Raw genomic sequence first — 23,960 nt, 5'->3', positions numbered from 1 at the left:
GTTGGCGTCGCGGCGGTTCGCGTCGCGACGGCGGCGTCGCGAGCCGGCCGTCGACCACCCCGTCGCCATGTCGAGTCACGACCCCACCGAGGTCGGTAGCGGACCGGCCACGCCGCCCCCGGCGACAGCGAGCAAGCCCGACGAGTACGTGCGTGGCGCTGCGATCGGTCGCTACCTCGTGCTCGAACGCCTGGGCCAGGGCGGCATGGGCGTGGTGTGGTCGGCCTACGATCCCGAGCTCGATCGCAAGCTCGCGCTCAAGCTGCTGCACGGCGGCACCCGCAGCGCGACGCCGCCGATGCGCAAGGCCTTCGGCAAGGTCATGAACGCGTTGTTCGGTGATGAAGCGGTCGACGACACCGTCGCCGCGCCGGGGCTCGATCGCGATCAGCAACGGCTGCTGCGCGAGGCGCAGGCGGCCGCGCGCATCAACCACCCCAACGTCGTCACCGTGCACGACGTCGGCCAGCACCGCGGCCAGGTGTTCGTGGCGATGGAGTTCGTCGCCGGCGTCACGCTGCGCCAGTGGCTGGCGCGGCAGCATCGCAGCTGGCGCGAGGTCGTCGAGGTCATGATCGCGGCGGCGCAGGGGCTCGCGGCTGCGCACGCCCATGGCCTCGTGCACCGCGACTTCAAGCCCGACAACCTCATGATCGGCGACGACGGCCGCGTGCGCGTGATGGACTTCGGCCTGGTGCGGCCCGAAGGTGCCGGCGTCGAGACCGGCGCCGACGAGCTGCGACCGACCACCGACGCGCTCGCGCTCGACCTGACCGCCGGCGGCCTCATGGTCGGAACGCCCGCGTACATGTCGCCCGAGCAGCACCGCGGCCAGGTGGTCGATGCGCGCAGCGATCAGTTCAGCTTCTGCGTGGCGCTGTGGGAGGGCCTGTTCGGCTTGCGTCCGTTCCGCGGCGATTCGGTGCCGGCGCTGGCGGCCGCGGTGCTGCGCGGTGACATCTCGGAGGTGCCGAGCACGGTCGACGTGCCCACGGCGCTGCGCCGCGTGGTCGAGCGCGGCCTCGCGGTCGACCCCGCGCTGCGCTGGCCCGACATGCGGACGCTGGCCACCGAGCTGCGTCGCGATCCGTTGCGCGCGCGCCGATGGGCGCTGCGTGGCACCGTCGTCGCGAGCATCGCCGCCGCGAGCTGGGGCACCTTCGCGGTGGTCGAGCGCACCCGGCTCGAGGCCTGCCACCGCGCGGCGCAGGACATCGCGAGCAGCTGGAACCCCGAGGTCGCCGCCGCGATCGACGGCGCGATCGCGGCGACCGGCGTCGCGTATGCGGCCGACACCGCCCAGCGGGTTCGGCCGCAGCTCGATGCGTGGGCGCAGCAGTGGTCGGCCCAGCAGGACACCGCCTGCATCGCCCGGCTCGAGCGTCGCACCGAGGCGGTCGCGATCGAGACCCTCGACTGTCTCGCCGACGCGCGACGCAGCTACGACGCCGCCATCTCGGCGCTGCGGGAGCTCGACGTCGAAGGCGTGCGCCATGCGGGGCGGCTGGTCGGTGGCCTGACGTCACCGACGGGTTGCAGCGAGGACGGCGTGCTGCTGCGGCGTCGCTTCGCGGCGTCGCGGGCGGAGGCGTCCGAGGGTGACGACCCTGCGCGTGCCGAGGTGCTGCGCGCGCAGACGCAGCTCTCGCTCGGGCACGTGGATGCTGCGGTGGCGATCCTCGAGCCGGTGGTGGCGGCGGGCACGGCCGCGCGCGCGACCGTGGGCGACGCGACCTACGAGCTCGGGCGCGCGCTGTCGCGACGGGGCGAGTTCCCCGCCGCCGAGCGCGTGTTGAACGACGCGGTGTTCCTGCGCATCGCGCTCGGCGACGAGCCCGGCATCGCGGCCGCCACCGCCGAGCTGATCGACGTCGTGGGTTACCGCCAGGCGCGGCCCGACGACGCACGGCTGTGGGCTCGCTGGGCACGCACGCTGATCGAGCGCATCGGTGCGCAGGACGACCTGCAGGGCGCGGCGCTCGACGACCGTGTCGGCAACTTCGAGCTCTCGCAGGGCCACGCGGCCGAGGGTGCCGCTCGCCTCACGCACGCGCTCGAGGTCAAGCGCGCGCGCCTCGGTGCGGGTCACCCCGAGGTCGCGCTCAGCCTGAACATGCTGGGCAACGCCCACATGCAGACCGACGGCGTCGATGCGGCGCTCGCCGACTGGCGCGAGGCGCTGGCGATCCTCGAGAACGCGCTCGGTCCAGAGCACCCCGACCTGCAGGTCGTGCTCAACAACCTCGCGCAGGCGTACTTTCGCCGCGGCGATCCGGCGATGGCGCGGGACACCATCGCGCGGGGCCTGGCGCTGCAGCTGCGCGAGCAGGGCCCCGATCACCCCGACCTCGCGCGCACCTACGGCAACCTCGCGATGATCGAGCAGTCCGCCGGCGATCTGTCGGCCGCGCGCGAGCACTACGCCCGCGCCGCGACGATCATGGAGGCATCGCTCGGTCCCGAGCACCGCTCGCTCGCGAGCCTGTTGGCGAGCCAGGGCAAGCTCGAGGTGAAGCTCGGTAACATCGACGACGGCATCGCGCTCGAGCGGCGCGCGCTGGCGATCCAGGAGCGCAACCTCGAGCCCGGCCACATCGAGATTGCGGTCACGTTGTCGGCACTCGGCGACGCCTTCGTCGCCAAGCAGGATCTCGACGGCGCGTTGCCGTGGTACGAGCGCTCGCTGGCGGTGTGCGAGGCGGCCGCGCCCGGCGGCCACCCGCTGTTCACCCCCATCGCTGCCTTCGAGCTCGGCAACCTGCAGCGCCGTCGCGGCGAGCTCGCCGAGGCCGAGCTTCTGCTCGAGCGCGCGCTCGCCGGACTGGTGGCCAAGCCGCAGGCGCCCAAGGACGAGGCCGAGGCCCGCCGGGCGCTCGGTCTGGTGCTGTGGGCGCGAGCGATCGACCGGGTCCGCGCGCGCGCGCTGCTCGAGCAGGCCCGCGGCGTGCTCGAGCCGCTGGGCGAGCACGACGAGGTCGCAGAGATCGACGCCGTGCTCGCCGGCGCGTCCGCTACAGCGGTCCGGTGATGGTGCCGAGATCCATCCACTCGTGGTCCTTCATCACCACGAACGGATACTCCTTGACCACCAGGGTGCCCTTGCCGTCGTGCTGCACGGCCTGCACGCGGCCCATGCCGTAGCCCATGGGTCCGCGGCTGTAGTAGTGGGCGCGGAGGTTGTAGGGGTACGCGCCCGGTGTGCCTTCGATCGCGAAGCACTCGGGCCCGTAGCCGGTGGTGATGTCCGCGTACAACGAGCCGCCCGAGGGCAGGGTCTTGTCGCTGAAGAACGCATGCCCGCCCTTGCCGTCGTGGATGTGGAAATCGACGTCGTTGGCGTCGGTCTCCCACGTCAACACGAAGCGCAGTGACGGCGTGGTCGGGAGCGACGCGCCCTCGGTGCGGAGCATCGCGTCGATCTCCGGCCGCGCCGCCGGTTCGTGCAACGCCCACGCGGCGGCGACCAGCCCGAGATCCTCGCGGAGGATCCGCTGCACCTCGGTGAATCGGCCCCACTGCACGTGCTCGTCGTGGAGGCCGGCCACCAGTGCGGCCGCGGCCTCGCGGTGCTTGCCGATGCCGACCAGCGCGTACGCCAGTGCACGGTGGCTCGAGGGATGATCACCGCGCGACGCGACCGCCTCGCGGGCGCTGTCGACCGCCAAGTGCTGTGCGTTGCCGCCGGTGCGCGCCAGCCGGTACGTGGCGTAGCGGCGCAGGTCCGCGCGGCTGGGGTAGAGATCGATGATCGAGCCGTAGGCGCGCGCGGCCGTCTCGGGATCGCCGCCCTTCTCCGCAACCTCGCCCAGGGCCACGAGCGCGAGCACGTCGCCGGGGTCGCCCTGTTGCCACGCGAGCGCAGTGTCGAGGGCCTGTTGATTGCGACCGGCCGAGAGGTCGGTCATCACGTCGAAGAAGCGGCCGGTCCACGGGCTGCCGGTGGTCCGCTCGGCCTCCTTGCGCTCGGCCTCGAGCGCGCGGGACTCCTCCTCCACCCGCTTGCGCGCCGCCTCGGCAGCGGCCGCCTCGGCGGCCTCGACCTCGGCGAGCTCGGCCCGCAGCGCGGCGAGGGCGGTCGCGTCCAATGCGGTCGCGACCGCGGGCTTGGTCGCCCCGAATGCGAACGGCACCACCACGACGACCGGTGCGGCCGCGCCCTTGCGTGTGCCCTCGGGCACCGCACCGAAGGCCGTGCGATCGGCAGCGGTCTCGATGCAGTGCACCATGCCGGCATCGAGGCTCTCGCGGCCCTGCAGTCGCGCGATGCGGACCTCGCCGGCCTCGTCGACGACCATGCGCAGCTCGAAGTTGCCGAACTCGAGCGGGCCGGTCGGCGATGCGAACTGTGCACACCAACCGAGCAACTGCTTGCGCGCTGCCAGGCGCTCCTCGACCACCGCGCCGGTGAGATCGCCGTCGATCACGGGCTTGCCGAGCGTCACGGGGGTGGTCTTCGGCGGCGGTGGAGGCGACCACCCGCCGTGGGGAGGTGGCCGCTTCCTGCTGTCCGGCGCGAACTTCGTCGCGGCCTTCGGCTTGGCCTCGATGAAGTCGCGCTGCTGGTCGAGCTCCTGCGCAGCGGAGGCCGCATCGCCCTGCTCGAGCGCTTCGACCGGTGCCGCCATGGGCTCGCGCTCGCGCGCGGGCGGGGGCGCGGGCGCGGGCTCGGCCTGGTCGGGCGCGGCCGCGCCGGGCGAGATCGTCGTCGGGTCGGACGGCGCCTCTTCGCGCTTGCCGTCGCGTGCGCGCTCGAGGTTGCCCTCGCCGTCGGCGACCGAATCCTCGCGGGGTGCCGCGGCGCGGGGACGCGCCGACATCGGCCTGGTCGGCCCGCCGCCCTCGTCCGAGCTCCCACCGCCACCGCGGCCCTTCAAGCCGCCGAGGGTGCCGAAGCTCTCGCCCGCGATCCACTCCGGCGCCTCGGGCAAGGTCGCGCTCGCCAACGCGGGCAGCCGGCTGGTGATGCCCGTGCGGTGGGTCAGCTCGACGCCGTGGTCACCGATCGCGAGCACGTCGGCGAGGGCGTTGCGATCGATGCCGAAGCGCGCGTAGTCGGCCTCCGTCTCGAGCACCAGCAGTGCGGTGAACTCGCTGAGCACGCGCTCGCGCACCGACAGCTCGATGATGCGCTTGCGCAGAGACTCGCGGCCGTCCTTGTCGGTCTCGAGCAGGCGCGAGCGCTGCTCCGTCATCCGCTGCACCGACGCACGCATCCACGCCCGCCGCAGCAGCGGACCGAGCGCTTCGGTGGTGACGGCGGTGGTGGGTTCGGTGTCGCCGAGCCCCACGCGCATCGTCGCGGTGGCGGGCAGCTCGGCGTAGACCAACACGTCGTCGCCGGGCTGCGCGCCCTCGATGCGGGACGGCCACACCCATGCAGCACCCGGCACCTGCACCTCGAGGGCCTCGAAGGCCTGCGTGCGCAGCTTGTGCACCGTCGCCGCGTCGTCGAGCCGCGAGTCGATCACCACGCCGGGCGCCATCGCGGGCGCGGTGGTCACGGCGGCGAGCACCTCCTGCGCGCCGGCGCCGTCGTCGATCGCGTCGATCCGCGCGACGCCCTGGGCGGCCAGCTCGCTGGCGGCTCGCTCGATCGCGACCAGCTCGTGCGCGCCCGCGGTCACGACGGCGTCGCTCACCAACAGCACCCGGCGGTCGGTGCCACCCGGGCCCACGGCCCGCAGCGCCTTGACCAGATCGGAGGCCCCCAGCGCGCGTCGACTCGCGATCCGTCCGAGCGCGGCGTCGTCGAGCGTCTCGGTGGTGCCGGCGAACAGCTCGACGACCTCCTGATCGAAGCCGAGGATGCGCAGGGGAATCGGCGCGCCGAGGTCCTTCTGCAGCGCCGCGATCACGCCGGCCATGCGACGGATGCGGCGATCGAAGCCAATGGCCCCGGAGGCGCTGGTGTCGAACAGGACCACCAGGTCACCGATGCCCACCGCTTCGGTCGAGCCGCCGACCTGCACCCGCGCGAGCGACCACGCGTCGTGACGCAGCGCGGTCACGCCGGGCGACGCCGGCAACGGGGCCTCGAAGTCATGATCCGGCGTGACCTTGGACTGCACCCACGTCAGCAGCGGCTTGTCGGTCCCCGCCAGTGCGGCCGACACGTCGAGGCGCTCGATCTCCGGGAGCCCGCGCAGCGGCAGGCGGTAGGGGTCCTCGCCGTGCACGAGCTCCTGCGAGTACGCCACGATGAGGCGCTTGCGCGCCCGCGCTTCGATCGGGAACACGCGCGCGCCGAAGCTGTTGCCGGCGGCCTGCTCGAGCAGCGCCGGGTCCTGCTTGCGGTGCAGGAAGTCCTCGTAGGCGCGACGCGCTGCCTGGCGCTCGACCACCTCGCCCTCCTGCCACGCATCGCCGATCTGCATCGCGAAGCGCGAGATGGCGGAGCGCGCCGGCAACTCGATCTCGAAGCGGCCCTCGATGCGTCGGGGCAGCGGGTTCTCGAACTCGAGCTCGAGCTCGGTGAACGCCAGCGGGCCCTCGATCACCGCGCGCGCCCGCACCTCGACCAGACGCAGGCCGGTGCCATCACTGGCGGTCAGCGACAGCGGCGCAGCGCGGGGACCGGGGTCGTCCTCGACCGCGAGCGACCGCGGCGGCAGGATCCCGGGCGGCGGCGGCGCGACGGTGCCCTGCGCCGGCGCGTCGGCGGGATCCGCCGCCGTGCTCGCGACCTCGGGGTTCGAGCGGCCGGTGCAGCTGGCCAGCGCGAGCAGCGTGAGGGTGTGGAGCCAGCGGGACGCGAGGGGCGAGGACGTGGTCGTGGGCATGGTGGTGCGGGGCGGACGGGGCTCGAGGGAACAGGACGCACCAACCACGAAGGTCGGTCTGCGCGACCCCTCATCGTGGCAAATCCGCCGCGAAAAGGGGCCGCGTTGCCCGAGAATCCCCGCGAGGGGGCGTTCTCTTCAGGCCTCGGGTTCGCCCTCGAAGCGATGGTGCAGCGTGACCGGGGCGGTGCGCTTGCGGTAGCGCATGTTGAGTAGCTCGACCAGGAGCGAGAACGCCATCGCAGCGTAGATGTAGCCCTTGCCCACGTGCTGACCGGTGCCCTCGGCGACCAGCATGGCGCCGATCAGCGTGAGAAAGCTGAGCGCGAGGATCTTCATGCTCGGGTGTCGCTGCACGAAATCGCCGATGCTGCCCGCGAACACCAGCATCACCCCGACCGAGACCAGCATCGCTGCGACCATGATCGAGACGTGCTCCGCCATGCCGACCGCGGTGATGACCGAGTCGAGCGAGAACACGATGTCGAGCACCACGATCTGCGCGAGGATCACCGCGAACGAAGGCGCCTTGCCCTTGCCGGCCTCGCCGTGCTCGCCGTGATCGACCTCGAGCTTGTCGTAGATCTCATGCGTGGCCTTGCCGATGAGGAACAGCCCGCCACCGAGCAGGATCAGATCGCGACCGGAGACCGCGTGGCCGGCGACGTGGAAGAGCGGCGCGGTCAGGCCCATGACCCACGCGATCGCGAACAGCAGCCCCAAGCGCATGCCGAGCGCGAGCAACAACCCCAGCCGGCGCGCGCGCGGCTGCTCGGCCGCCGGCAGCTTGCCGGTGAGGATCGCGATGAACACGACGTTGTCGATGCCGAGCACGATCTCCATCGCGCTCAGGGTCAGGAAGCTGACGTACGTCTCGGACTGCAGCAGGAGCTCGGGCATGGCGTCGACCAGGTGGATCCACGGGTAGGCTCGCACGGAATCGGACCCGCGTGGGTGACGCGGCGATCCCGACCGACGGGCGCCGGCGTACCCCGAAGCGCCGCGCCCGTGCGCCACGCCGGGCCGCGCAGGAGCTCCACCGATGCGACCCCTCCGCCTGTTCGTCGTGCTGCTGCTGGGCTGTGCCTGCGATGGGGCCGCGTCGCCCGCGACCGAGGACGACGACGCCAGCGAGGCGGCCTCCAGCGGTGAGGCCCCGCGGGGCTGCGAGCTCGAGTCCCGCGCCGACGCCTACGCGCTGGGCATGCAGAAGCAGGGCGAGTCGATCACGGTCGCCTTCATCGATGCGATGCCGGCTCCGCCCGCGCGCGGCGACAACACCTGGCGCGTGCGGGTGCACGATGGCGACGGTGTGGCGCTGGCCGATGCGACCTTGAGCGTCGACCCGTTCATGCCCGACCACCAGCACGGCACCTCGATCGCGACCCACGTCGTCGCGACCGACACGCCCGGCGAGTACGAACTCTCGCCGGTGAACCTCTTCATGCCGGGCCTGTGGGACGTGACGATCGGTATCGAGGACGAGGGCCGCACTGACGCGGTCGTGTTCCGCTTCTGCGTCGATCCTTAGCCCGCCCTCGCTGCAACGCAGCGCGCTTCGGGGGCGACCTGCGTCCCCACATGCGTCGAACCGGCTCGCTGCTGCTCACGGCTTTGCTCGTACATCCGCTGGCGTGCGCCGGGGGTTCGCCGGCGCCGGGAGCATTCGGCGGATCGATCTCGGCGGGTGAGTTCGACGGCGACGACGGCAGCAGCGGTGCTGGGCCCGACGCTGGGGCCGACGCGTCCGTTGGGTCCCCGCCCGACCTGCCGGTCGGGCGCTGTGGCGACGGCGTGCAAGACGACGGCGAGCAGTGCGACGACGGCGTGGTCGACGGTGGCTATGGTGGATGCCTGGCCGACTGCAGCGGCCCCGCGCCGCGCTGCGGCGACGGCGAGGTGTTCGACGCCCGCGAGAGCTGCGACGCCGGACCGCTCGGCGACGCGGTCTGCAACGCGCTGTGCCGCGTGCGTGGTGAGGTGCTCGCCTCGGTGCACGAGGACTCCGGACTCGGCGAGGTCACCAGCCTTCGCACCACGTGGTGGTCGGCGCGGCCGACCGCGGTGTTCGGCGGCGACTCGATGACGGTGTGGGAGCTCGAGCCCGCCGCGGGCGGGACCCATCGCGTTCGCACCACCACGATGGGCTTCTCGCATGTCTCGGGGGCGGTCGGTCTCGACGACGGTGGACTGGTGATCGCCGACGCCGACGCCTGGCGGATCCGTCGCTACGACGACGCGCTGGCCTCGACGTGGACCTTCGATGCCACGCCCGAGCTGGTCGCCGATGCACCCGGATTCGTCGGCATGTCGCCGGTCGGCGACGGCTTCGCGGTCGGCGGTCGATTGCACCACCACGTGCCGGCCTACTCGGCGTTCTACGCCCTCGCGTTCGACGGTGCCGGCGCGTTGCAGTGGCAGCAGCTCCAGACCCTCTACGGCACCGCCGACATCGTCGCCTACGATCTGCGCGGCACCGCCGACGGACGCAGCGCACTGCTGACGCGCCGCGCGGGCGGGTGGCCCGGCGTTCGCGTGTTCGATGCCGAAGGCGTCGTGGCTGCGGACGTCGAGGCCCCCGCGCTCGACGACGTCTACTTCGATCTCTGCGCGGGCGCGGGCGGCTTCTACCTGGCCGCGTTCGCGTCGGGCCACCTGGTCGGGTACGCCGCCGACGGTACGCCGACCACGACCGTGATCTACGAGCCTCCGGAGGATCCCGTCGCGTCCGCCTCGGCCTGTGCCGTCGACGACGACGGGCGAGCGTTGGTCGTCTGGCTCGCGCACCAGGACGACGGCGAGGTGGCGGCGTGGGTGTTCCGCGACGATGCCGAGCCGCTGGCGGTGGTCCCGATGGGGCCTGGCGTCGAGTACTCGACCGCCGAGGTCGGCGTGCTGCTCGACGACGCGCGCGCGCAGGCGTGGATCTTCGCGGCCGGGTTCGCACACCCCGGCCAGGACACGCGCACCGTCGCCGCGACGGCGATCGCCCTGTGATCGACGCGTGCAATCGAGTGTGTGCGGCGGTCGACCTCGCCGCCACGATGCCACGCCTTCCCCGTCGGTTCGCACGCCTGTACGTCGTCGCCTTGACCCTGACCGCCTGCAGCGAGATCGATCGCCCCGGCCTCGACGAGGGCCGCGCGCCCGCCGGTCCGGACGACGGCAGCGAAGGCGGTGGCGGCACCACGACCAGCGAAGGTGCGGCCGAGGGCAGCAGCACCGGCGCGGCGAGCAGCGACGATGCGATGGCCGACGGCTCGAGCGGGGCCTCGAGCGAGGGCTCGTCGAGCGGTGCGGTCGCGGGGGAGTCGAGCAGCAGCGGTGGGGCGGTGACCTGCGATCTGTCCACCCACGTGTGCACGCCCCCGGCCCCGGCGGGCTGGAGCGGGCCGGTTGCGCGGGCGCAGGTCGGCGCCAACGACGGCTCCGCGTGCGGCGGTGCGTTCGGCAACGCGGTCGCCAGCGGTGGCCTGGGCCTGGTGGCGAACCCCGCCTCGTGCGACTGCGATTGCGGCAACCCCAGCGGTGACACCTGCGACGATTCCACCACCGCGATGTACTACCCGCCGAACTTCCCCAGCCCGGGCAACAACGCCGTCAGCTGCCAGTTCTCGCAGGTCGCCTTCGAGATCGGGACCATCGCCGCGGCCACCGGCGCCGCGCAATCGCGGTGGCGATTCCTGCCGGTCGGGCCCAGCGGGGGGTCGTGTGCGGCGATGCCGAGCACGAACGTGCCGTCGGCGTACTTCAGCCAGCGCGTCGATCTGTGCGGCCCGAGCGAAGCGCCGGCGACGTGCGAGGACGCCAGCCTCTGCGTCCCGCAGCCGGATGCGGCGTTCGAGCCCGAGATGTGCGTGTGGCGCTACGGCGACGTGACGTGTCCGTCGGCGTATCCAGAGAAGCAGGTGACCCACAACGACGTCTCCGACAGCCGTGGCTGCAGCAGCTGCACGTGCGGGGCGCCGTCGGGCCAGACCTGCCCCGACGCCTCGGCGTACGTCGTGGCCTTCGGCGCCCACGAGTTCCCCGCCGATGGCTCGTGCGTCTCGCTCGACGCCGGCGGCGACGTGACCGCGATCTGGCTCGACCCCGGATCGCCGCATGGCGGCTCGTGCACGCCCTCGTCCGTGCACGCGACCGGTGGCGCGACCGCGATCGATGCGCTCACCGTCTGTTGCGCCGGTGCGTAGCGCAGCGCGACGACGGCCGCGCGATCACTCGTTGCAGGCGCCGGTCTCGTTGGCAAGCGCGCAGAAGCAGCTCGCCGAGTACACGCAGGGGCCCTCGTAGTCCGTCATGATCGCGGCATCGGGGGTCCACTCGATCTGCGTCGAGCCGGCGACGTTGGTGCGGATGCGGGCCTTGATCGCCGCGGGGTCGAACATCTCCTCCGCGGCGAGCTCGTCGACCAGCTCGTGGGGGATCGGCCGCAGGTTGACCTGGATCTTCGCGCGATCGACCGGGCCATCGACGTGCCAGGCACGCTCGCGCCAGGTGGACTTGTCGTACTTGAGCCCGGCCTCGGCGGCGATCGGCAGCAGGTTGCTCTCGGTCGCGGTGATGTTCCAGAACATCGACTCGGGCTGACCCTGTGCGTTGGTGGCGGTGTCGCGGAAGACCCACAGCGTGGGGTCGGCGAGGCCGGCCTCGGCGACCGACTGCTCGGGCGGGATCACACCGCTCGAGATCACGGTCGCGTCGCCGTCGAAGGCTTCGAGCTGCAGCCATGCGCGACGGTCCTGGGTCGCGCCGCTCGGCCACGCGTGGCCCTGGGCCTCGTTGTGCAGCCACACCACCACGTCGGTGCCGCCGGCGTCGGCCGGTCGCACGCACAGCCCGGCGCACACCGACGGCAGCCGCTGCTTGTCGCTCGCCGCGGTCTGTTCGGCGACCAGCTCGGGTCCGAGCGTGGCGTCGGGGAAGTCGGTCAGCGCGAGATCGACACCCACCAGCGAGTGGTCGCGCAGGTTGCGTTGCTTGACGCCCTCGTAGTCGGCGATGGGCTCGGGGCTGCCGTACATGTGGCAGCGGTTGCAGGTGTTGCCGAAGTAGATCGTGAGCTCGGGATTCTCGGGATCGGGGGTGTCGTAGAACGAGTCGACCCACTCCTGGTAGGTGCGCTCGAGGTGGACGCCGTGGTTGTTCACGATGTCGTGGCACGAGCCGCACATCTTGCCCGAGGCGATCGCGGCGTCGTCGAGGTCGGGCGAGTACTGCGAGTCGTGGAAGTCGTTGACGACGGCGTCGTTGAGCTCGCCGCGCATGATGGAGTCGAGCGCGAGCACCAGCGGGTTGTTGTGCGTGCCGCCGACCGATTCGACATTGTGGCAGAAGTAACAGGTCACGCCCTTGAGGTGCTGGGGCAGCTCGGGCAGGTTGAGGCCGTCGGTGGTCTCGCCGAGCGCGACCGCCATCGGTGCGTGACACTTCACGCAGAAGTCACCGAGCGCGCCGCCGGTCTCGCGTTGGCCGCGGGCGTTCATCGCCAAGAAGATCGGATCATCGGCGGCGTAGGCGTGCATCGAGCCCAGCCACTGTCGGTAGTGCTTCGGGTGGCACTCCTCGCACGAGGCCGGATCGAGCAGGCGCTCGGAGACCTGGGGGGTGTCGTCACCCTGCGGGCACGCCGACAGCGACAGCGTCGCGAGCAAGATCGATCCCCGTGGTCGCGTCATCGAAGTGCTCCTTGCTCGATCCACTGGGCGATGGTGCAGCGCTCGCCCTCGGCCAGCGGGGCCCCGGGTGGCATGCTGCGGCGGTCGCCCTCGACGACGAGGCGCACGAACAGCGGGCTGCAGCTCGCGTCACCCGCGGTGACGAAGGTCGCGTCGCCGCGATCTTCGAGCAGGAGCGCGTGTGCACCGTCGGCATCGAGCAGCGCGAGGCCGTGCTCGGCGGCGCCGAGGGACTCGCCGTCGAAGTGGCAGGCCGAGCCACCGCCAGTGCACTGCGGCACCAGCAGGCGCATGTGGATCTCGTCGAAGGTGGGGCTGAACAGCGGCGCGCAGCCGTCGACGTCGAAGCTCACGCACTCCGGGAGTGGCTGTTCGCCGGCGTCGGAGCCATCGTCGCCGTCGCACGCCAACGCTGCCGTCGCGAGCATCATGGGGATCCATCGTGCCGGGGGCCTCATCGTCGGCGCCCGGGAGCTTAGCGCAGGATGCGAGCGCGGCCGCTGTGGTGGAATTGCCCATCGGGCGGCAGCGGCCGCCGCGCCCTGCTCCGGCACGGCCCGGGCGACGCCGTTGCCACCCGAGCGGCGGCCGACCGCGCCCCCGCCGACGTCGACGAACGACGCGGCAGCATGCCATGCTGCCCCTACGATGCCGTCGATGCGATCGACACCCGCGGGCGCGTTGCTGGTCTTCGTCGTCGCGTCGGCGCTGCCGACCGGCGAGGCGGCGGCCGCCAACCAGGCCAAGCCGCGGATTCCGGTGACGTGGAGCGCGGCGCCTTGCGCCCAGATCGTGGACAAGTCGCAGGGCACCACCGTGCACTTCGAGTACGGCGTCGGCGAGGAGGATGTGGGGCCGCGCACGCCCGACGAGGTCGACGACAGCCGCACGATGCAGTTCTTCGCGTTCGGCAAGCAGGACTTCGCCGGCAAGCCGCCGCGGTGGATCAGCCAGGACGACATCGATCGCGCTGCGGCGGTCGATCCGATGGTGGTGGCGTCGGCGATCGAGCCGGTCGACATCCTCACGACCACGTCGCGCTTCACCGGCGACGACTGGCGTCGCGTCACCGCCGACGATGCGCGCGTGCCCATCACCTTCGCGCAGGCCGCGATGGGCGTCGACTGGGACGTGACCGACGTGCCGCCAGGCACCTACGTGATGTGGGGCTACACCTGGGAGCCGGTCAACAACGAGTGGAGCGCGCGGCCCGGCTTCGTGAAGGTGATCGACGATGCCGGGCAGGCCGCGGCCGCGGGGCCGAGCGTGGCCCTGCTGGCCGACGAGGCCATCGTCGACGTCGGCATGCCGCACCCGGTGCCCGGCTGTGTCGACGTCGCGGCCGGCAGCACCCTGACGCTGCAGTGGGGCGAGCTGGTCGGCTCGCTCGAGCCGCAGTGGGAGACGGTGATCGACGCCGAGCCGGTGAGCGCCGGTGAGCTCGCGATCGACTTCGTCGCGCCGGCGGCGACCGCGGGCAAGACCGTGAAGCTGCGCGCGATCGTCGACGACGGTGCCGGCCATACCTACGTCGCGTACGGGCCGCGCACGATCGCGGTCAATCCCGACGCGGGTGGGGACGCCGGCGGCGAGGCGGGCGATGACGACGGCGGTGGCGGCGGCTGTGCGTGCGCCGGCGTGCGCGCGAGTGGGCCGCGCGGGCTGGCGGTGCTGACGATGTTGCTGCCGGCCCTGGTGTGGCGGCGACGGAGGACTCGACGATGAGACGAAGCGCGCTCGTGACGTGGCTGGTGTGCACCGGCTGCCCCAACGATGGACCCGCGACCGGCGGCGACGGCAGCAGCAGCACCGGCACCGCCGACACCACCGGCGGCACCGAGGCGCCGGCGAGCGGGCCGCTGTCGTGTCCGGCGGGCGAGTCGTGCACGTTGGTGGTGGTCTCGCAGGCGTTCGACGACCGCATCGAGTTCTACGGCGCCCGCGGCTCGCAGACCGGCTATCGCGGCGCGATCGACCTCGACCTCAAGCCCAACCCGATGGGCGACAACTCCGGCGATTTCCTCGACGAGCCCTACGGCCTGGCGATCGGCGACGACGGCCTCGACGTGCTGGTCGGACACTACCCCGCGCGGCAGCTCGGCTCGATGGTGAGCTTCCCCCACGCGTTCCTGGCCGCACAGCCCGAGCAGGGCACGATTGCCAAGGGTACGTACTTCGCCGAGGGCAGCTTCACGGCGCCGGTACGCGACATCGAGCTCGGCGAGGAGGAGCCGATCTTCATGCTCACGCACCCCAGCGGTCGCCTGTTGGTCGGCGTGTTCGACAACGATCTCTTCGAGGCGGAGAGCAGCTGGATCAACCCGGGGCAGATCCTCGTGGTCGATCCGGTCAGCGGCGAGGTCGGCAAGCGCTCGCTCGGCATGCTCGGCGAGGACGGCTGCGCCGGGGCTTGGAGCCTGGTGTGGCTCGACGATGCGCACACGCGCATCGGCGTCGGCTGCGACGGTGACGAGGGCGCTGCGCTGCTCGACGTCTCGCAGGTGGGGCAGGGCACCGTGGCCGACGCGGCAGCATCGATCGACGGCTGCATCGCCGACGCGCCGTTCCCCGACAAGCGCGTCCGCTACCTCGCGCCCGACGGCGACGGCGGGATCCTGCTGGCCGAGAACCCCACCACCGCCACGCTCGACGACGGCCACCTGTGGCGCTTCGACGCCGAGTGCCGCCCGCTCGGTGCGCCGGGCACCGTGCCCGGCGAGCTGTGGGAGGTTCGCGAGATCGTGCGACTGCCGTTCGCCGGCGGCACGCGATGGTTGATGGCGACCGGGCGCACCGCGGCGCGAGGGCTGCACGTCGTCAGCGACGGCAACCCCGCGCAGGTGTGCCGCACGCTCGACGACCTCGCGCCGTGGTGGACCGCGCCCGACGGCGGCGAGCTGCATCCGTTCGCGCTCGCGCTCGACCGCGAGGGGCGCGGCCTGGCGGTCGGTGCCGGGCCGGTCGATCCTGCCGACGACATGGCGAGCGATGGTCGCGTGTACTGGCTCGAGCTCGACGACACCGTCGACCCCTGCACGGCCACGCCGGTGACGTCGGTCGTCGACCTCACCGCGAGCGCACCGGCGGTGGTCGCCGACGATCCGTCGACCTGGCGACGCGGGCCCAACGTGGTCTACGTGAAGCAGTACGGGCCCTGACGCCGGGCCCGGCAGATGTCACGGCGTACGCGAGACCGCCACGCGATCGATGATCGGCGCGCCGGTGCCGTCCTCGGGGAAGAGGTACAGCGAGTGGTCGATGTTGCGCAGCACGACGTTCAGCTGGAACATCCCCGCCGGCGAGTCCGGCAGCGGCACCTCGGGGATCTGGCCGTTCTCGACGATCGTCGCCAGATACGCGTTGTCACAGCTGGGGTTGGCGAGGCAGGCCTGGATGTCCTCGTTGTAGTAGATGTGCACGTGGCCGGTGACGCTCTGCGTGCCGCCGTCGGGCACCGCCGGCGCCAGCGAGAAGTGGCGCACCGCCACCTCGACCTCCGCGCTCGCCTTTTCGAGCGGGAACTCGGCGCCCGGCCACGGCTGCTTGATGCCGAGTAGCGGCGTCACGCCGTCGTCGATGAAGAACAACCGCGTCGCGACCGCGCCCTCGTTGTCGTAGGGCACGCCGTCGCTGCGGATCGCTCGCACGGCGATGCGATGGGCGCCGAGGGTGTTCTCGACCGTGGTCGGGAACTGCACCACGCCCGACAACGAGCCGCTCTCGATGGTGCCGGCGACGCGGTCGTCGACGATGACCTCGACGCGACCCTCACCGAACACCGCGTCGCCCGGCGGTACCAGCTTGAGCGTGCCGGACACCGTCAGCGACAGCTCGCGCATCGCCCCGACCTCGGCCTCGGTGATGTCGAGCGACTGCTCGTCCTCGGGGAAGCCGATCGCGAGCGTGGGCGGGTCCTCCGACTCGCAGCGCTCGTTCACGCACGGCATGCCGCTGGGGCAGTCGTCGGCGACCTCGCAGGTGAAGACCCCGCCGAGGGTCGGATCGAGATCCGCCGTGAAACACGCGGCGGGGAGCAACAGCGCCGTCAGCAGCGCCCTGGGCATGCGAAGCATGGCGAGCCTAGAACCTTCCCGTCAGCGTCAGACCAAAACCGTTACGTGTGGAGCTTGGCGCAATCGTGGTCCCACGCCACCGCGCCGCCGTCTTGCCCGCGACGCTGCGGCCCTTGGCGCGCTTGCGCAGCCCCACCGCCAGCAGTGCGACGCCGACGATCGCCACGGCGCCGCCGGCGGCCGCCAACGCGATCTGTCCCAGCTCGAAGCGCTTGCCGTCGTCCTGCAGCGCGCTGGCCTCGGCGAACGTGAGGCCCTGCGGGTTGCCGCCGGTCTGCACGTCGTCGAGATCGTCGCTGCGTCCCTTGGCCGCGATCCCGAAGCCGATCCCGCCGCCCAACGCCACCGCCGCACCGACCCCGAGCAGCGCGGCGCCGCTCGTCACCAGCGCGCGCCCCGGGGCACGGCCGTCGCTGGGTTCCGTCGTCGGCGGTGTGGGATCGGAGGTGTCGCCGCGACGCTCGATCTGCTCGCGCAGCCGCCGGATGCGATCCTCGACATTGGCGCGATCGGGCACGTTGCGCTTGGTCTTCAGGTAGGTCTCGAAGGCCGCGATCGCCTCTTCGGGCTTGTCGAGCTTTTCGTAGCAGAGCGCGATGTTGTACTGGAAGTCGGGCGACGCGTAGAGGCTCGCGGCCTCCAGGAAGTCGCGCAACGCGGCGTCGTACTTCGCGGCGTTGTAGTTGTCGGAGCCGCGCGCGAACGCCTCCATCGCCTGCTTGGCGTCGTCGCGATCGGCGTCGGCATCGGCGGGGGCCTCGGGCTCGTCCTGGACCGACGGCAGCGCCGCGTCCGCGTCGGGCTCGACGACGGCGCCGGTGCGCGCCTGCGCCGGCACGGCCACCGCCCACGCGCAGGCCAGGGCGAGCCCCCGCAGCGTGCGGACAGCGGGCCGCCGCGGCGGCGCGGACACGGGATGCGAGGGCGAGCTCGGAGTTGGATCGACGTGCACGGGTCCGACGGTGACGATACCTCCAACGGACCGGGGACCGCAAAGACGCGGGGTTCGAGCGACGGTGGCCCCGCGGGCCGCCACGCGACCCGCCAGGGCGGACGCGGCCGCGCGATCGGACGGTTGCGGCGGTGCCGGGCTGCGGCCTACGATGATGCAGCCCTCATGTCGAAGACGACCATTCGCCTCGAACCCAAGTCGCTCGAGCGCGGACGCGACGGCCGCAAGCGAGCGTTCGTGGTGGTCCTCTCGGGCGATCGCATGGGCGAGATGTTCCCGCTCAAGGAGGGCGCGCGCACCACCATCGGGCGCGGGCTGCAGACCGACGTGCGGATCAACGACGAGGGAATATCGCGCACGCACGCCCTCGTCGAGGAGGACGGCGGGGTCTACTACCTGTGCGACGCGGGCTCGACCAACGGCACCTTTGCGAACGGCACGCGCGTCGACCGACAGCCGCTGTCGGAGGGCGACAAGATCCAGATCGGCGCCTCCAGCGTGCTCAAGTTCACGTTCAACGACGATCTCGACGAAGACTTCCAGCGCAACCTCTACGAGTCCGCGCTGCGCGATCGCCTGACCGGGGTCTTCAACCGCGGCTACTTCAACAACCGCCTCGAGAGCGACGTCGCGTTCGCGCTGCGCCACGGCAAGCCGCTGTCGCTGGTGTTGTTCGACATCGACGGCTTCAAGCAGATCAACGACACCTACGGCCACCCTGCGGGCGACGAGATCCTGCGCGCGCTGTCGGACCGCGTCGAGGGCACCACCCGCAGCGAGGACATCTTCGCCCGCTACGGCGGCGAAGAGTTCGCGCTGATCTGCCGCGACGTCGACGCGCTGCGAGCCTCGCGAGCTGCTTACCGTATACTCGACGTGATCGCCGCCAAGCCCTTCGATCTCGACGCACGCACGCTGACCGTCACGGTCTCGCTCGGCGTCGCCGACCTCGGCATGCTGGTGCGCCCGACCGCCGAGGCACTGGTGGAGGCCGCCGACGCGGCGCTCTACACCGCCAAGCGCAACGGTCGCAACCGCGTCGAGATCTACGACCCCGAGCACGAACCCACGCGGTTGGTGTGAGGTGCTGAGCCCGGCCACGCGCCGCGCCGGCTTGGCGCTCGCCCTGGCGCTCGCCTGTCACCGCGAGACCCCGGCGGTGGCGTTGCAGGTCGACGGCGGCGCGGAGGCCACGGACCCGCCGCCCGAGGTGGAGCGGCGGCTCGCCCCGGAGCGCGACCTGTGGTTCGCCGAGGGTCCGGGGCGCGAGGCGATCCTCGCGCGCGAGCGCGGCGACCACGGCACGGCGCTCGCGAAGCTCGATGCGCTGCTGGCCGACCCGGCGCTGTCGCGGGACGATCGCGGCGCCGCCCAGTGGCTGCGCGGCCTCGAGGACCTCCAGCGCGGCGACCACCTCGCGGCCGCGAAGCGTTTCGACGAGGCTCGGCAGGCGCCCGCGCTGGCCAAGGTCGAGCTGCGTCTGCGCCTGCTGCAGGCCCAGGCGCTGCTCGACGGCAGCGATCCTGCCGGCGCGTTGGCGCTGGTGGACGCGCTCGACGCTGCGACGCTGCGGGGCTCACCGCTGCAGGGCGACGCGGTGATCGTGCGGGCCGACGCACGGCTGCGCACCGACGACATCGCGGGCGCGCAGGCCGAGTATCGTCGCTACCTCGCCGAGTTCGCCGGTGGCGATCGGCGTCACGAGGTCACCGCCAAGCTCGCGCGCTCACTGTCGCGATCCGAGGACGCCGCCCAGCGCGAGCAGGCGATCGAGCTCTACCAGTCACTGTTGCTGGCGGTGCCGCTGTCGAGCTACGCCGAAGAGGCCGAGCGCGAGCTGCCGCGACTGCAGGCCGCACGTCAGGGCAAGGGCGCTGCGAGCCGAGAGTTCGAGCGCCAGGTCGCGCTCGCGCGCCTCGACGCGATGGTCGACCGCAGCCGCTACCGCCAGGCCATCCGCGCGGCCGACGAGCTGCTCGCGAGCAAGGGCCTCACGCCGCTGCAGCGCTGTCAGGCGTTGTTCGCCAAGGGCACTGCGGTGTTCAAGCAGCGCGAGCGCGCGAAGTCGCGGCCGCACTTCGAGGCCGCGTTCGCGCAGTGCAAGCTGGCCGGTGCGGCGGGCGAGGACCTCGGGGTCAAGGCCGCGTACCAGGCTGCGCGTGGCCGCTACGCCGAGGGCAAGCACGAACTCGCCGCGCAGGCCTTCGAGTCGCTCGCGAGTGCCCACGCCAAGCACTCGTATGCCGACGACGCGTGGGTGCTGGCGGGCGAGTCGTGGGCCGAGGCCGGTGACGACGCGCGTGCACGCAAGGCCTGGGAGCAGGCCCTGGCGGTCGACGGCGACATGCTCGAGGAGGCGCGGCGTCGCCTGCTGGTCGCGGCGTTCGGGCGGGGCGACGACGCCGAGGCGCTGCGACTGGTCGACGCCGGGCTCGCGAGCAGCAAGCCCTCGATCGCCGAGCGGGCCAAGCTGCACTACTTCCGTGGGCGCGCGCTCCAGCGCATGGGCGATGTCGAGGGCGCCGAGGCGGCGTGGCTGGCGGTGCTCGACGCGGGCCCGCTCGAGTACCCCGCGCTGCAGGCCCTCTCGCGGCTGCGCGAGCTCGGCGATCGGGCGTGGCGCGGCGGGATCGCGCGGCTCGATGCGCCGGCCGCCGCCGGTGCGGACGCGACCGCGGCACCGGTGGGCTCCGACGCCGCGCTGGTGCTGGCGCGACTCGGGCTCGGCGAGTGGGCGCAAGACGAGCTGCGCAGCGCGAGCATCAAGGGCTGGCCGGCCGCCTACGTGCTGAACCAAGCCGGGCTCTACACCGGCGCCCAGAAGCTGATCGCCAGCATGGGCACCACCTGGCGCAGCACGCCGCCGGCCCAGGCGCCGCGCGAGTGGACCGCAGCGCATCCGCAGCCGTTCCTCGAGCTGATCGAGCCCGGCGAGCCGCGCTTGGGTGTGCCGAAGTGGCTGACCTACGCGATCATGCAGACCGAGAGTCGCTTCGATCCCCACGCGACCTCGTTCGCCGGCGCGCGCGGCCTCATCCAGCTGATGCCGTCGACCGCGAAGGCGGTCGCGCAGCAGGCCGAGGTGGTGCTGCGCAGCGACGAAGCGCTCTACGATCCTGCGACCAACCTCGAGCTCGGCATGCACCACCTCGCGAGTCTGGTGGCGCGCTACGGCGGCGGCGACCCGGCGGTCGCGCTGGCGATCCCGAGCTACAACGCCGGCGCCGGCGCTGTCGAGAAGTGGCTCGCGGCCCGTGGCGGCCTCGACCTCGACGTGTTCATCGAGGGCATCCCGTACGACGAGACCCGCAAGTACACGCAGTCGGTGCTGGGCCGCTGGCTGGCCTACCGCGTGCTGTACGGCGAGCAGGGCACCGCCGAGCGCGTGCCGTATCTGGCGCTTCGCATCACCCGGTAGCGGCGCGGTAGCGCGGTCACGTTCACGCGCGCGTGTGCGCTGCGATGTCCTGTGCGAGCGCAGCCTCGACGCGCGCGGCCGCGTGGCCCCACGTGAGCTGCTCGACCAGGCGCAGTCGCGCGGCGCGGCCGAGACGCTCGCGCAGCGCCGCATCGACGATCAATGTGCGCAGCGACTCGGCGATCTCGGCGGGCCGTTCGGGCGCGCACAAGAGGCCGGTGACGCCGTGCTCGACCGCGTCGGGGATGCCACCCGAGCGACCCGCGATCGCCGGCCGGCCGCACGCGGCGGCCTCGAGCAGCGCGATGCCGAAGCCCTCGACGTCGGGGCTACGATCGCGGGACATCAGCGCGAACACGTCGCACGCGTGCAGCCACGCCGCCAGCTCGAACGCCTCGGCACCCTCGACCCAGTGCACCCGCCCCGCGATGCCCAATGACGCCGCCAGCCGATGCAGCCGCTCGCGGTCGTGGCCGCGCCCGAGCACCACGTAGCGCAGCTGCGGCAGGCTCGGGGCCAGCATCGCGACCGCACGCAGCATGGTGTCGATGCCCTTGTGCGGGACCAGGCGCGCAACCGTGAGCACGATGACGCCGCCGTGTTCGGCCCGCAGGGCGTCGGCGCGCGCCTGCACCCCGGGCAGCTCGAAGCGATCGGGGTGGGTGCCGTTGTGCACGACCGTGATGCGATCGGGCGACACGCCGAGCTCGCGCACGAGCCCAGCGGTGTGGTGACTGACGGCGAAGATCCGATCGGCTTGCGCGAGCGCCTGCTTGCGCAAGCGATCGTAGGGGCCGCGGCCGAGCGCGGGCATCCACAGGAGCTCGCGTCCGTGGGCCGCGATCGCGAGTGCTCGGATCCAACCGCGGCGCCGCGCCAGGGCGCCGCCGGCAGCGGTGTTCCACTGCGCGTGCACGGCCGCATCGAAGCGTCCGCTCGCCAGCCGCGCTGCGACCTGCGGCACGCTCGCGACCGGCATCGTGTCGCGCGGCACCGGCACACGGTGCACCGGGCACACGAAGCCCGCGTCCCAGGCGTCGGCGCCGTCGACCCGCGGCGCGACCACCTCGAGCTCGTGCCCGCGCTCGACCAGCGCCTGCACGAGCTCGGCGCTGTAGGTCTGCACCCCGCCCTTGTCCGGCGGGAAGTCCTGGCTCACCCACAACAATCGCATCTGCAAGTGACGTTGGAGCGCGGGAGCAGGGCCGGCGTCAAGGGCCGAGTGCGCGCGCGGAGCCGTTGCTGCCCGCGATGGCGTCCTTGGCGAGCTTGCGCTCCATGCCGCGGATCTTCGCGGTGAAGAAGGCCTCTGCGCCCGCGTACAGGCACACGAAGGTCCAGACCGGCGACAGGTGCGTGATCCAGGCCAGGCTCCACACCGCGAACACCAGCGAGGCCCGACCGACGTCGCCGTTGAGCAACTGGCCGGTGCCGGGCAGGAACAGGCTCAGCAGCCCCGCGGTGACCGGCAGTCGCGGCTCGTCGCCGTCGTCGTCGGGGTAGGCCGAGAGGTCTGGGTGCGAGATCTCGGCGAGCACGGTCTGCTCGCCCAGCTCACCGGCGGCGCCGCGGAACAACGCCTCGAGGCGCTCCTTCTCGGCCGGCAGCACGCGGTACTGCTTGGTCGCGCCGCCGACCTCGATCAGCTCGCCGGCCTGCACCATCGCGTCGAGTGCGGTCTCGATGTCCTGCCGCGGGCGCGCGATGATTCGCAAGCAGGTCTCGAGCGTGATCGCCTCGACCCGCGGGTCGGCGAGGATGCTGAGGATCTGCACCCGCAGCGGCACGCTCGGCGCCTCGACGATCGGCTCGGCGTGCGGGCGCGAGGTGTGGTCCCAACCACCGCCGGCACTCGAGCGCGGCGGCGCGGCGCCGGGTCGCTCGGCCCGCACGCGATCGCGATCGCGATCACGCTCGATCACCGGCGGCGGCTCGCCGGCGATGCCGTCGTCGCGGCCGCCCTTGCGCAGCCGCGACAGCCGAGCCGACCACCGATTTCGATGGGGGCCGTGGCTCATGTCGCGTCCTCGGTGGCCATGCGCAGGTTCACGGGATCAAATCGCAATTGCGAGCGTAGCAGCCGCCCCGCAGCGTCGCCACGGCCACTTTGGACACATCGGCGGCGGGGCGATGCGCGCCAGGAGTGCGGCCGGCCGCGCCCGCCTCGCGCAGCCCCGGCGCGGCGTCACACCGGCACGTCGAAGTCGCGCAGCGCGTCGTTGAGGCTGGTGCGCAGCTCGGTGCTCTCGCGCCGGTAGCCGACGAGCAGCGCACAGGCGACCTGGAACTCCCCCGCCGGGAAGGTGCGCGGACGCGTGCCCGGGATGAGCACCGCGCGCGCCGGCACGCGACCTTTGAGCGTGACGGGTGTCGCACCGGTGACGTCGACGATCGCGGTGCTCGCGGTCAGCACGACGTTGGCGCCGAGCACCGCCTCCCGCTCCACGTGGACACCCTCGACGACGATGGCGCGCGAGCCCAGGAAGCAGCCGTCTTCGATCACGACCGGCATCGCGCCGGGCGGCTCGAGCACGCCACCGATGCCGACGCCACCGGCGAGGTGCACGTTACGCCCGATCTGCGCGCAGCTGCCGACCGTGGCCCAGGTGTCGACCATGGTGCCCGCGCCGACCCACGCGCCGATGTTCACGTAGCTGGGCATGAGGATCGCGCCGCGCTCGATGTACGCGCCGAAGCGTGCGGTCGCGGGTGGGACGACCCGCACGCCACGCTCGGCCCAGCTGCGCTTGAGCGGGATCTTGTCGTGGTACTCGAACGGGCCCACCTCGTCGGTCTTCATGCCGCGCAGGCCGAAGTAGAGCAGGATCGCCTGCTTGATCCACGGGTGCACGTGCCACGCCGCGCCCGGCGTGGCGCCCGGCTCCGCGACCCGCAGCTCGCCGACGTCGAGCGCGGCAATGGTCTGCTCGACCGCGTTCGCCCACGGGCGCTCGGACAGCAGCGCGCGATCGTTCCACGCGGCTTCGACGTGTTGCTGCAGGTTCTCGCGGTCGGCGACGCTCACGGCAACCCTGGTGTCGCACGCCGGGCTCGCGGGTG

At 72.4% G+C, this 23,960-nt stretch carries 17 protein-coding genes; 8 read left to right on the top strand and 9 right to left on the bottom strand.

Annotated elements, in window-relative coordinates:
* The first annotated feature begins 67 nt into the window (after window positions 1–67).
* Complete coding sequence (locus IPH07_13380; GenBank protein ID MBK6918382.1) at window positions 68–3,028, top strand: serine/threonine protein kinase; 2,961 nt, start codon at window positions 68–70, stop codon at window positions 3,026–3,028.
* On the opposite strand, the gene IPH07_13375 is transcribed toward IPH07_13380, so the two are convergent.
* A complete protein-coding gene (locus IPH07_13375; GenBank protein ID MBK6918381.1) occupies window positions 3,012–6,779 on the bottom strand; it encodes a hypothetical protein in 3,768 nt (1,255 codons plus the stop codon). The two genes, IPH07_13380 and IPH07_13375, sit on opposite strands and share 17 nt — an antisense overlap.
* A gap of 138 nt (window positions 6,780–6,917) precedes the next feature.
* Entirely contained in the window at window positions 6,918–7,679 is a 762-nt protein-coding gene (locus IPH07_13370) for a TerC family protein (protein ID MBK6918380.1), read from the bottom strand.
* Between the two features lie 142 nt (window positions 7,680–7,821).
* On the opposite strand from IPH07_13370, the gene IPH07_13365 reads away from it, so the two are divergent.
* The 3 genes from IPH07_13365 (at window position 7,822) to IPH07_13355 (ending at window position 10,972) form a co-directional block, all read left to right on the top strand.
* Window positions 7,822–8,310, top strand: coding sequence for a FixH family protein (locus IPH07_13365; protein ID MBK6918379.1), 489 nt, complete (start codon window positions 7,822–7,824; stop codon window positions 8,308–8,310).
* A gap of 50 nt (window positions 8,311–8,360) precedes the next feature.
* Window positions 8,361–9,776 (top strand): hypothetical protein, encoded by a 1,416-nt coding sequence (locus IPH07_13360; protein MBK6918378.1) that lies wholly within the window; start codon window positions 8,361–8,363, stop codon window positions 9,774–9,776.
* 92 nt (window positions 9,777–9,868) lie between these two features.
* Window positions 9,869–10,972 (top strand): hypothetical protein, encoded by a 1,104-nt coding sequence (locus IPH07_13355; protein ID MBK6918377.1) that lies wholly within the window; start codon window positions 9,869–9,871, stop codon window positions 10,970–10,972.
* Between the two features lie 24 nt (window positions 10,973–10,996).
* Here IPH07_13355 and IPH07_13350 read toward each other — a convergent pair whose 3' ends face one another.
* A complete protein-coding gene (locus IPH07_13350) occupies window positions 10,997–12,457 on the bottom strand; it encodes a hypothetical protein (GenBank protein ID MBK6918376.1) in 1,461 nt (486 codons plus the stop codon).
* Entirely contained in the window at window positions 12,454–12,888 is a 435-nt protein-coding gene (locus tag IPH07_13345; protein ID MBK6918375.1) for a hypothetical protein, read from the bottom strand. Before IPH07_13345 ends, IPH07_13350 begins: the two co-directional genes overlap by 4 nt.
* A gap of 226 nt (window positions 12,889–13,114) precedes the next feature.
* On the opposite strand from IPH07_13345, the gene IPH07_13340 reads away from it, so the two are divergent.
* Window positions 13,115–14,182 carry a hypothetical protein gene (locus tag IPH07_13340; GenBank protein ID MBK6918374.1) on the top strand — a complete coding sequence of 356 codons (1,068 nt, stop codon included), beginning with the start codon at window positions 13,115–13,117 and terminating at the stop codon, window positions 14,180–14,182.
* Window positions 14,179–15,615, top strand: coding sequence for a hypothetical protein (locus IPH07_13335; GenBank protein ID MBK6918373.1), 1,437 nt, complete (start codon window positions 14,179–14,181; stop codon window positions 15,613–15,615). Before IPH07_13340 ends, IPH07_13335 begins: the two co-directional genes overlap by 4 nt.
* Before the next feature lie 18 nt (window positions 15,616–15,633).
* On the opposite strand, the gene IPH07_13330 is transcribed toward IPH07_13335, so the two are convergent.
* Together IPH07_13330 and IPH07_13325 are read right to left on the bottom strand one after the other, a co-directional pair.
* Window positions 15,634–16,530, bottom strand: coding sequence for a hypothetical protein (locus IPH07_13330; protein ID MBK6918372.1), 897 nt, complete (start codon window positions 16,528–16,530; stop codon window positions 15,634–15,636).
* Between the two features lie 7 nt (window positions 16,531–16,537).
* Window positions 16,538–17,443 (bottom strand): tetratricopeptide repeat protein, encoded by a 906-nt coding sequence (locus IPH07_13325; protein MBK6918371.1) that lies wholly within the window; start codon window positions 17,441–17,443, stop codon window positions 16,538–16,540.
* 204 nt (window positions 17,444–17,647) lie between these two features.
* On the opposite strand from IPH07_13325, the gene IPH07_13320 reads away from it, so the two are divergent.
* Together IPH07_13320 and IPH07_13315 are read left to right on the top strand one after the other, a co-directional pair.
* Complete coding sequence (locus IPH07_13320; protein ID MBK6918370.1) at window positions 17,648–18,565, top strand: GGDEF domain-containing protein; 918 nt, start codon at window positions 17,648–17,650, stop codon at window positions 18,563–18,565.
* A gap of 1 nt (window position 18,566) precedes the next feature.
* Complete coding sequence (locus IPH07_13315) at window positions 18,567–20,900, top strand: transglycosylase SLT domain-containing protein (GenBank protein ID MBK6918369.1); 2,334 nt, start codon at window positions 18,567–18,569, stop codon at window positions 20,898–20,900.
* 22 nt (window positions 20,901–20,922) lie between these two features.
* On the opposite strand, the gene IPH07_13310 is transcribed toward IPH07_13315, so the two are convergent.
* The 3 genes from IPH07_13310 to IPH07_13300 all read right to left on the bottom strand — a co-directional run bounded on the left by IPH07_13310 (window position 20,923) and on the right by IPH07_13300 (window position 23,925).
* Window positions 20,923–22,074 (bottom strand): glycosyltransferase family 4 protein, encoded by a 1,152-nt coding sequence (locus IPH07_13310; protein MBK6918368.1) that lies wholly within the window; start codon window positions 22,072–22,074, stop codon window positions 20,923–20,925.
* Window positions 22,075–22,111: 37 nt separating this feature from the next.
* The gene (locus IPH07_13305) at window positions 22,112–22,918 is read right to left on the bottom strand and encodes a hypothetical protein (GenBank protein ID MBK6918367.1); all 807 of its coding nucleotides are present in this window, start codon (window positions 22,916–22,918) and stop codon (window positions 22,112–22,114) included.
* A gap of 167 nt (window positions 22,919–23,085) precedes the next feature.
* Window positions 23,086–23,925 (bottom strand): 2,3,4,5-tetrahydropyridine-2,6-dicarboxylate N-succinyltransferase, encoded by an 840-nt coding sequence (locus IPH07_13300; GenBank protein MBK6918366.1) that lies wholly within the window; start codon window positions 23,923–23,925, stop codon window positions 23,086–23,088.
* Window positions 23,926–23,960: the final 35 nt, after the last annotated feature.

It is taken from the genome of Deltaproteobacteria bacterium, from assembly GCA_016709225.1.
GTDB classification, from domain to species: domain Bacteria; phylum Myxococcota_A; class Polyangia; order Nannocystales; family Nannocystaceae; genus Xiheibacterium; species Xiheibacterium phototrophicum.
Note: the sequence above shows the minus strand (reverse complement) of the source record. Positions and strands in the feature narration are given on the sequence as shown.

Bases quoted from the DNA above. Each gene is read 5' to 3' on its own strand.
- IPH07_13375 (MBK6918381.1), bottom strand. From the start codon at position 6,779: ATGCCCACGACCACGTCCTCGCCCCTCGCGTCCCGCTGGCTCCACACC.
- IPH07_13340 (MBK6918374.1), top strand. From the start codon at position 13,115: ATGCGATCGACACCCGCGGGCGCGTTGCTGGTCTTCGTCGTCGCGTCG.
- IPH07_13330 (MBK6918372.1), bottom strand. From the start codon at position 16,530: ATGCTTCGCATGCCCAGGGCGCTGCTGACGGCGCTGTTGCTCCCCGCC.
- IPH07_13320 (MBK6918370.1), top strand. From the start codon at position 17,648: ATGTCGAAGACGACCATTCGCCTCGAACCCAAGTCGCTCGAGCGCGGA.
- IPH07_13310 (MBK6918368.1), bottom strand. From the start codon at position 22,074: ATGCGATTGTTGTGGGTGAGCCAGGACTTCCCGCCGGACAAGGGCGGG.
- IPH07_13365 (MBK6918379.1), top strand. From the start codon at position 7,822: ATGCGACCCCTCCGCCTGTTCGTCGTGCTGCTGCTGGGCTGTGCCTGC.
- IPH07_13350 (MBK6918376.1), bottom strand. From the start codon at position 12,457: ATGACGCGACCACGGGGATCGATCTTGCTCGCGACGCTGTCGCTGTCG.
- IPH07_13380 (MBK6918382.1), top strand. From the start codon at position 68: ATGTCGAGTCACGACCCCACCGAGGTCGGTAGCGGACCGGCCACGCCG.
- IPH07_13335 (MBK6918373.1), top strand. From the start codon at position 14,179: ATGAGACGAAGCGCGCTCGTGACGTGGCTGGTGTGCACCGGCTGCCCC.
- IPH07_13370 (MBK6918380.1), bottom strand. From the start codon at position 7,679: ATGCCCGAGCTCCTGCTGCAGTCCGAGACGTACGTCAGCTTCCTGACC.
- IPH07_13345 (MBK6918375.1), bottom strand. From the start codon at position 12,888: ATGATGCTCGCGACGGCAGCGTTGGCGTGCGACGGCGACGATGGCTCC.
- IPH07_13360 (MBK6918378.1), top strand. From the start codon at position 8,361: ATGCGTCGAACCGGCTCGCTGCTGCTCACGGCTTTGCTCGTACATCCG.
- IPH07_13305 (MBK6918367.1), bottom strand. From the start codon at position 22,918: ATGAGCCACGGCCCCCATCGAAATCGGTGGTCGGCTCGGCTGTCGCGG.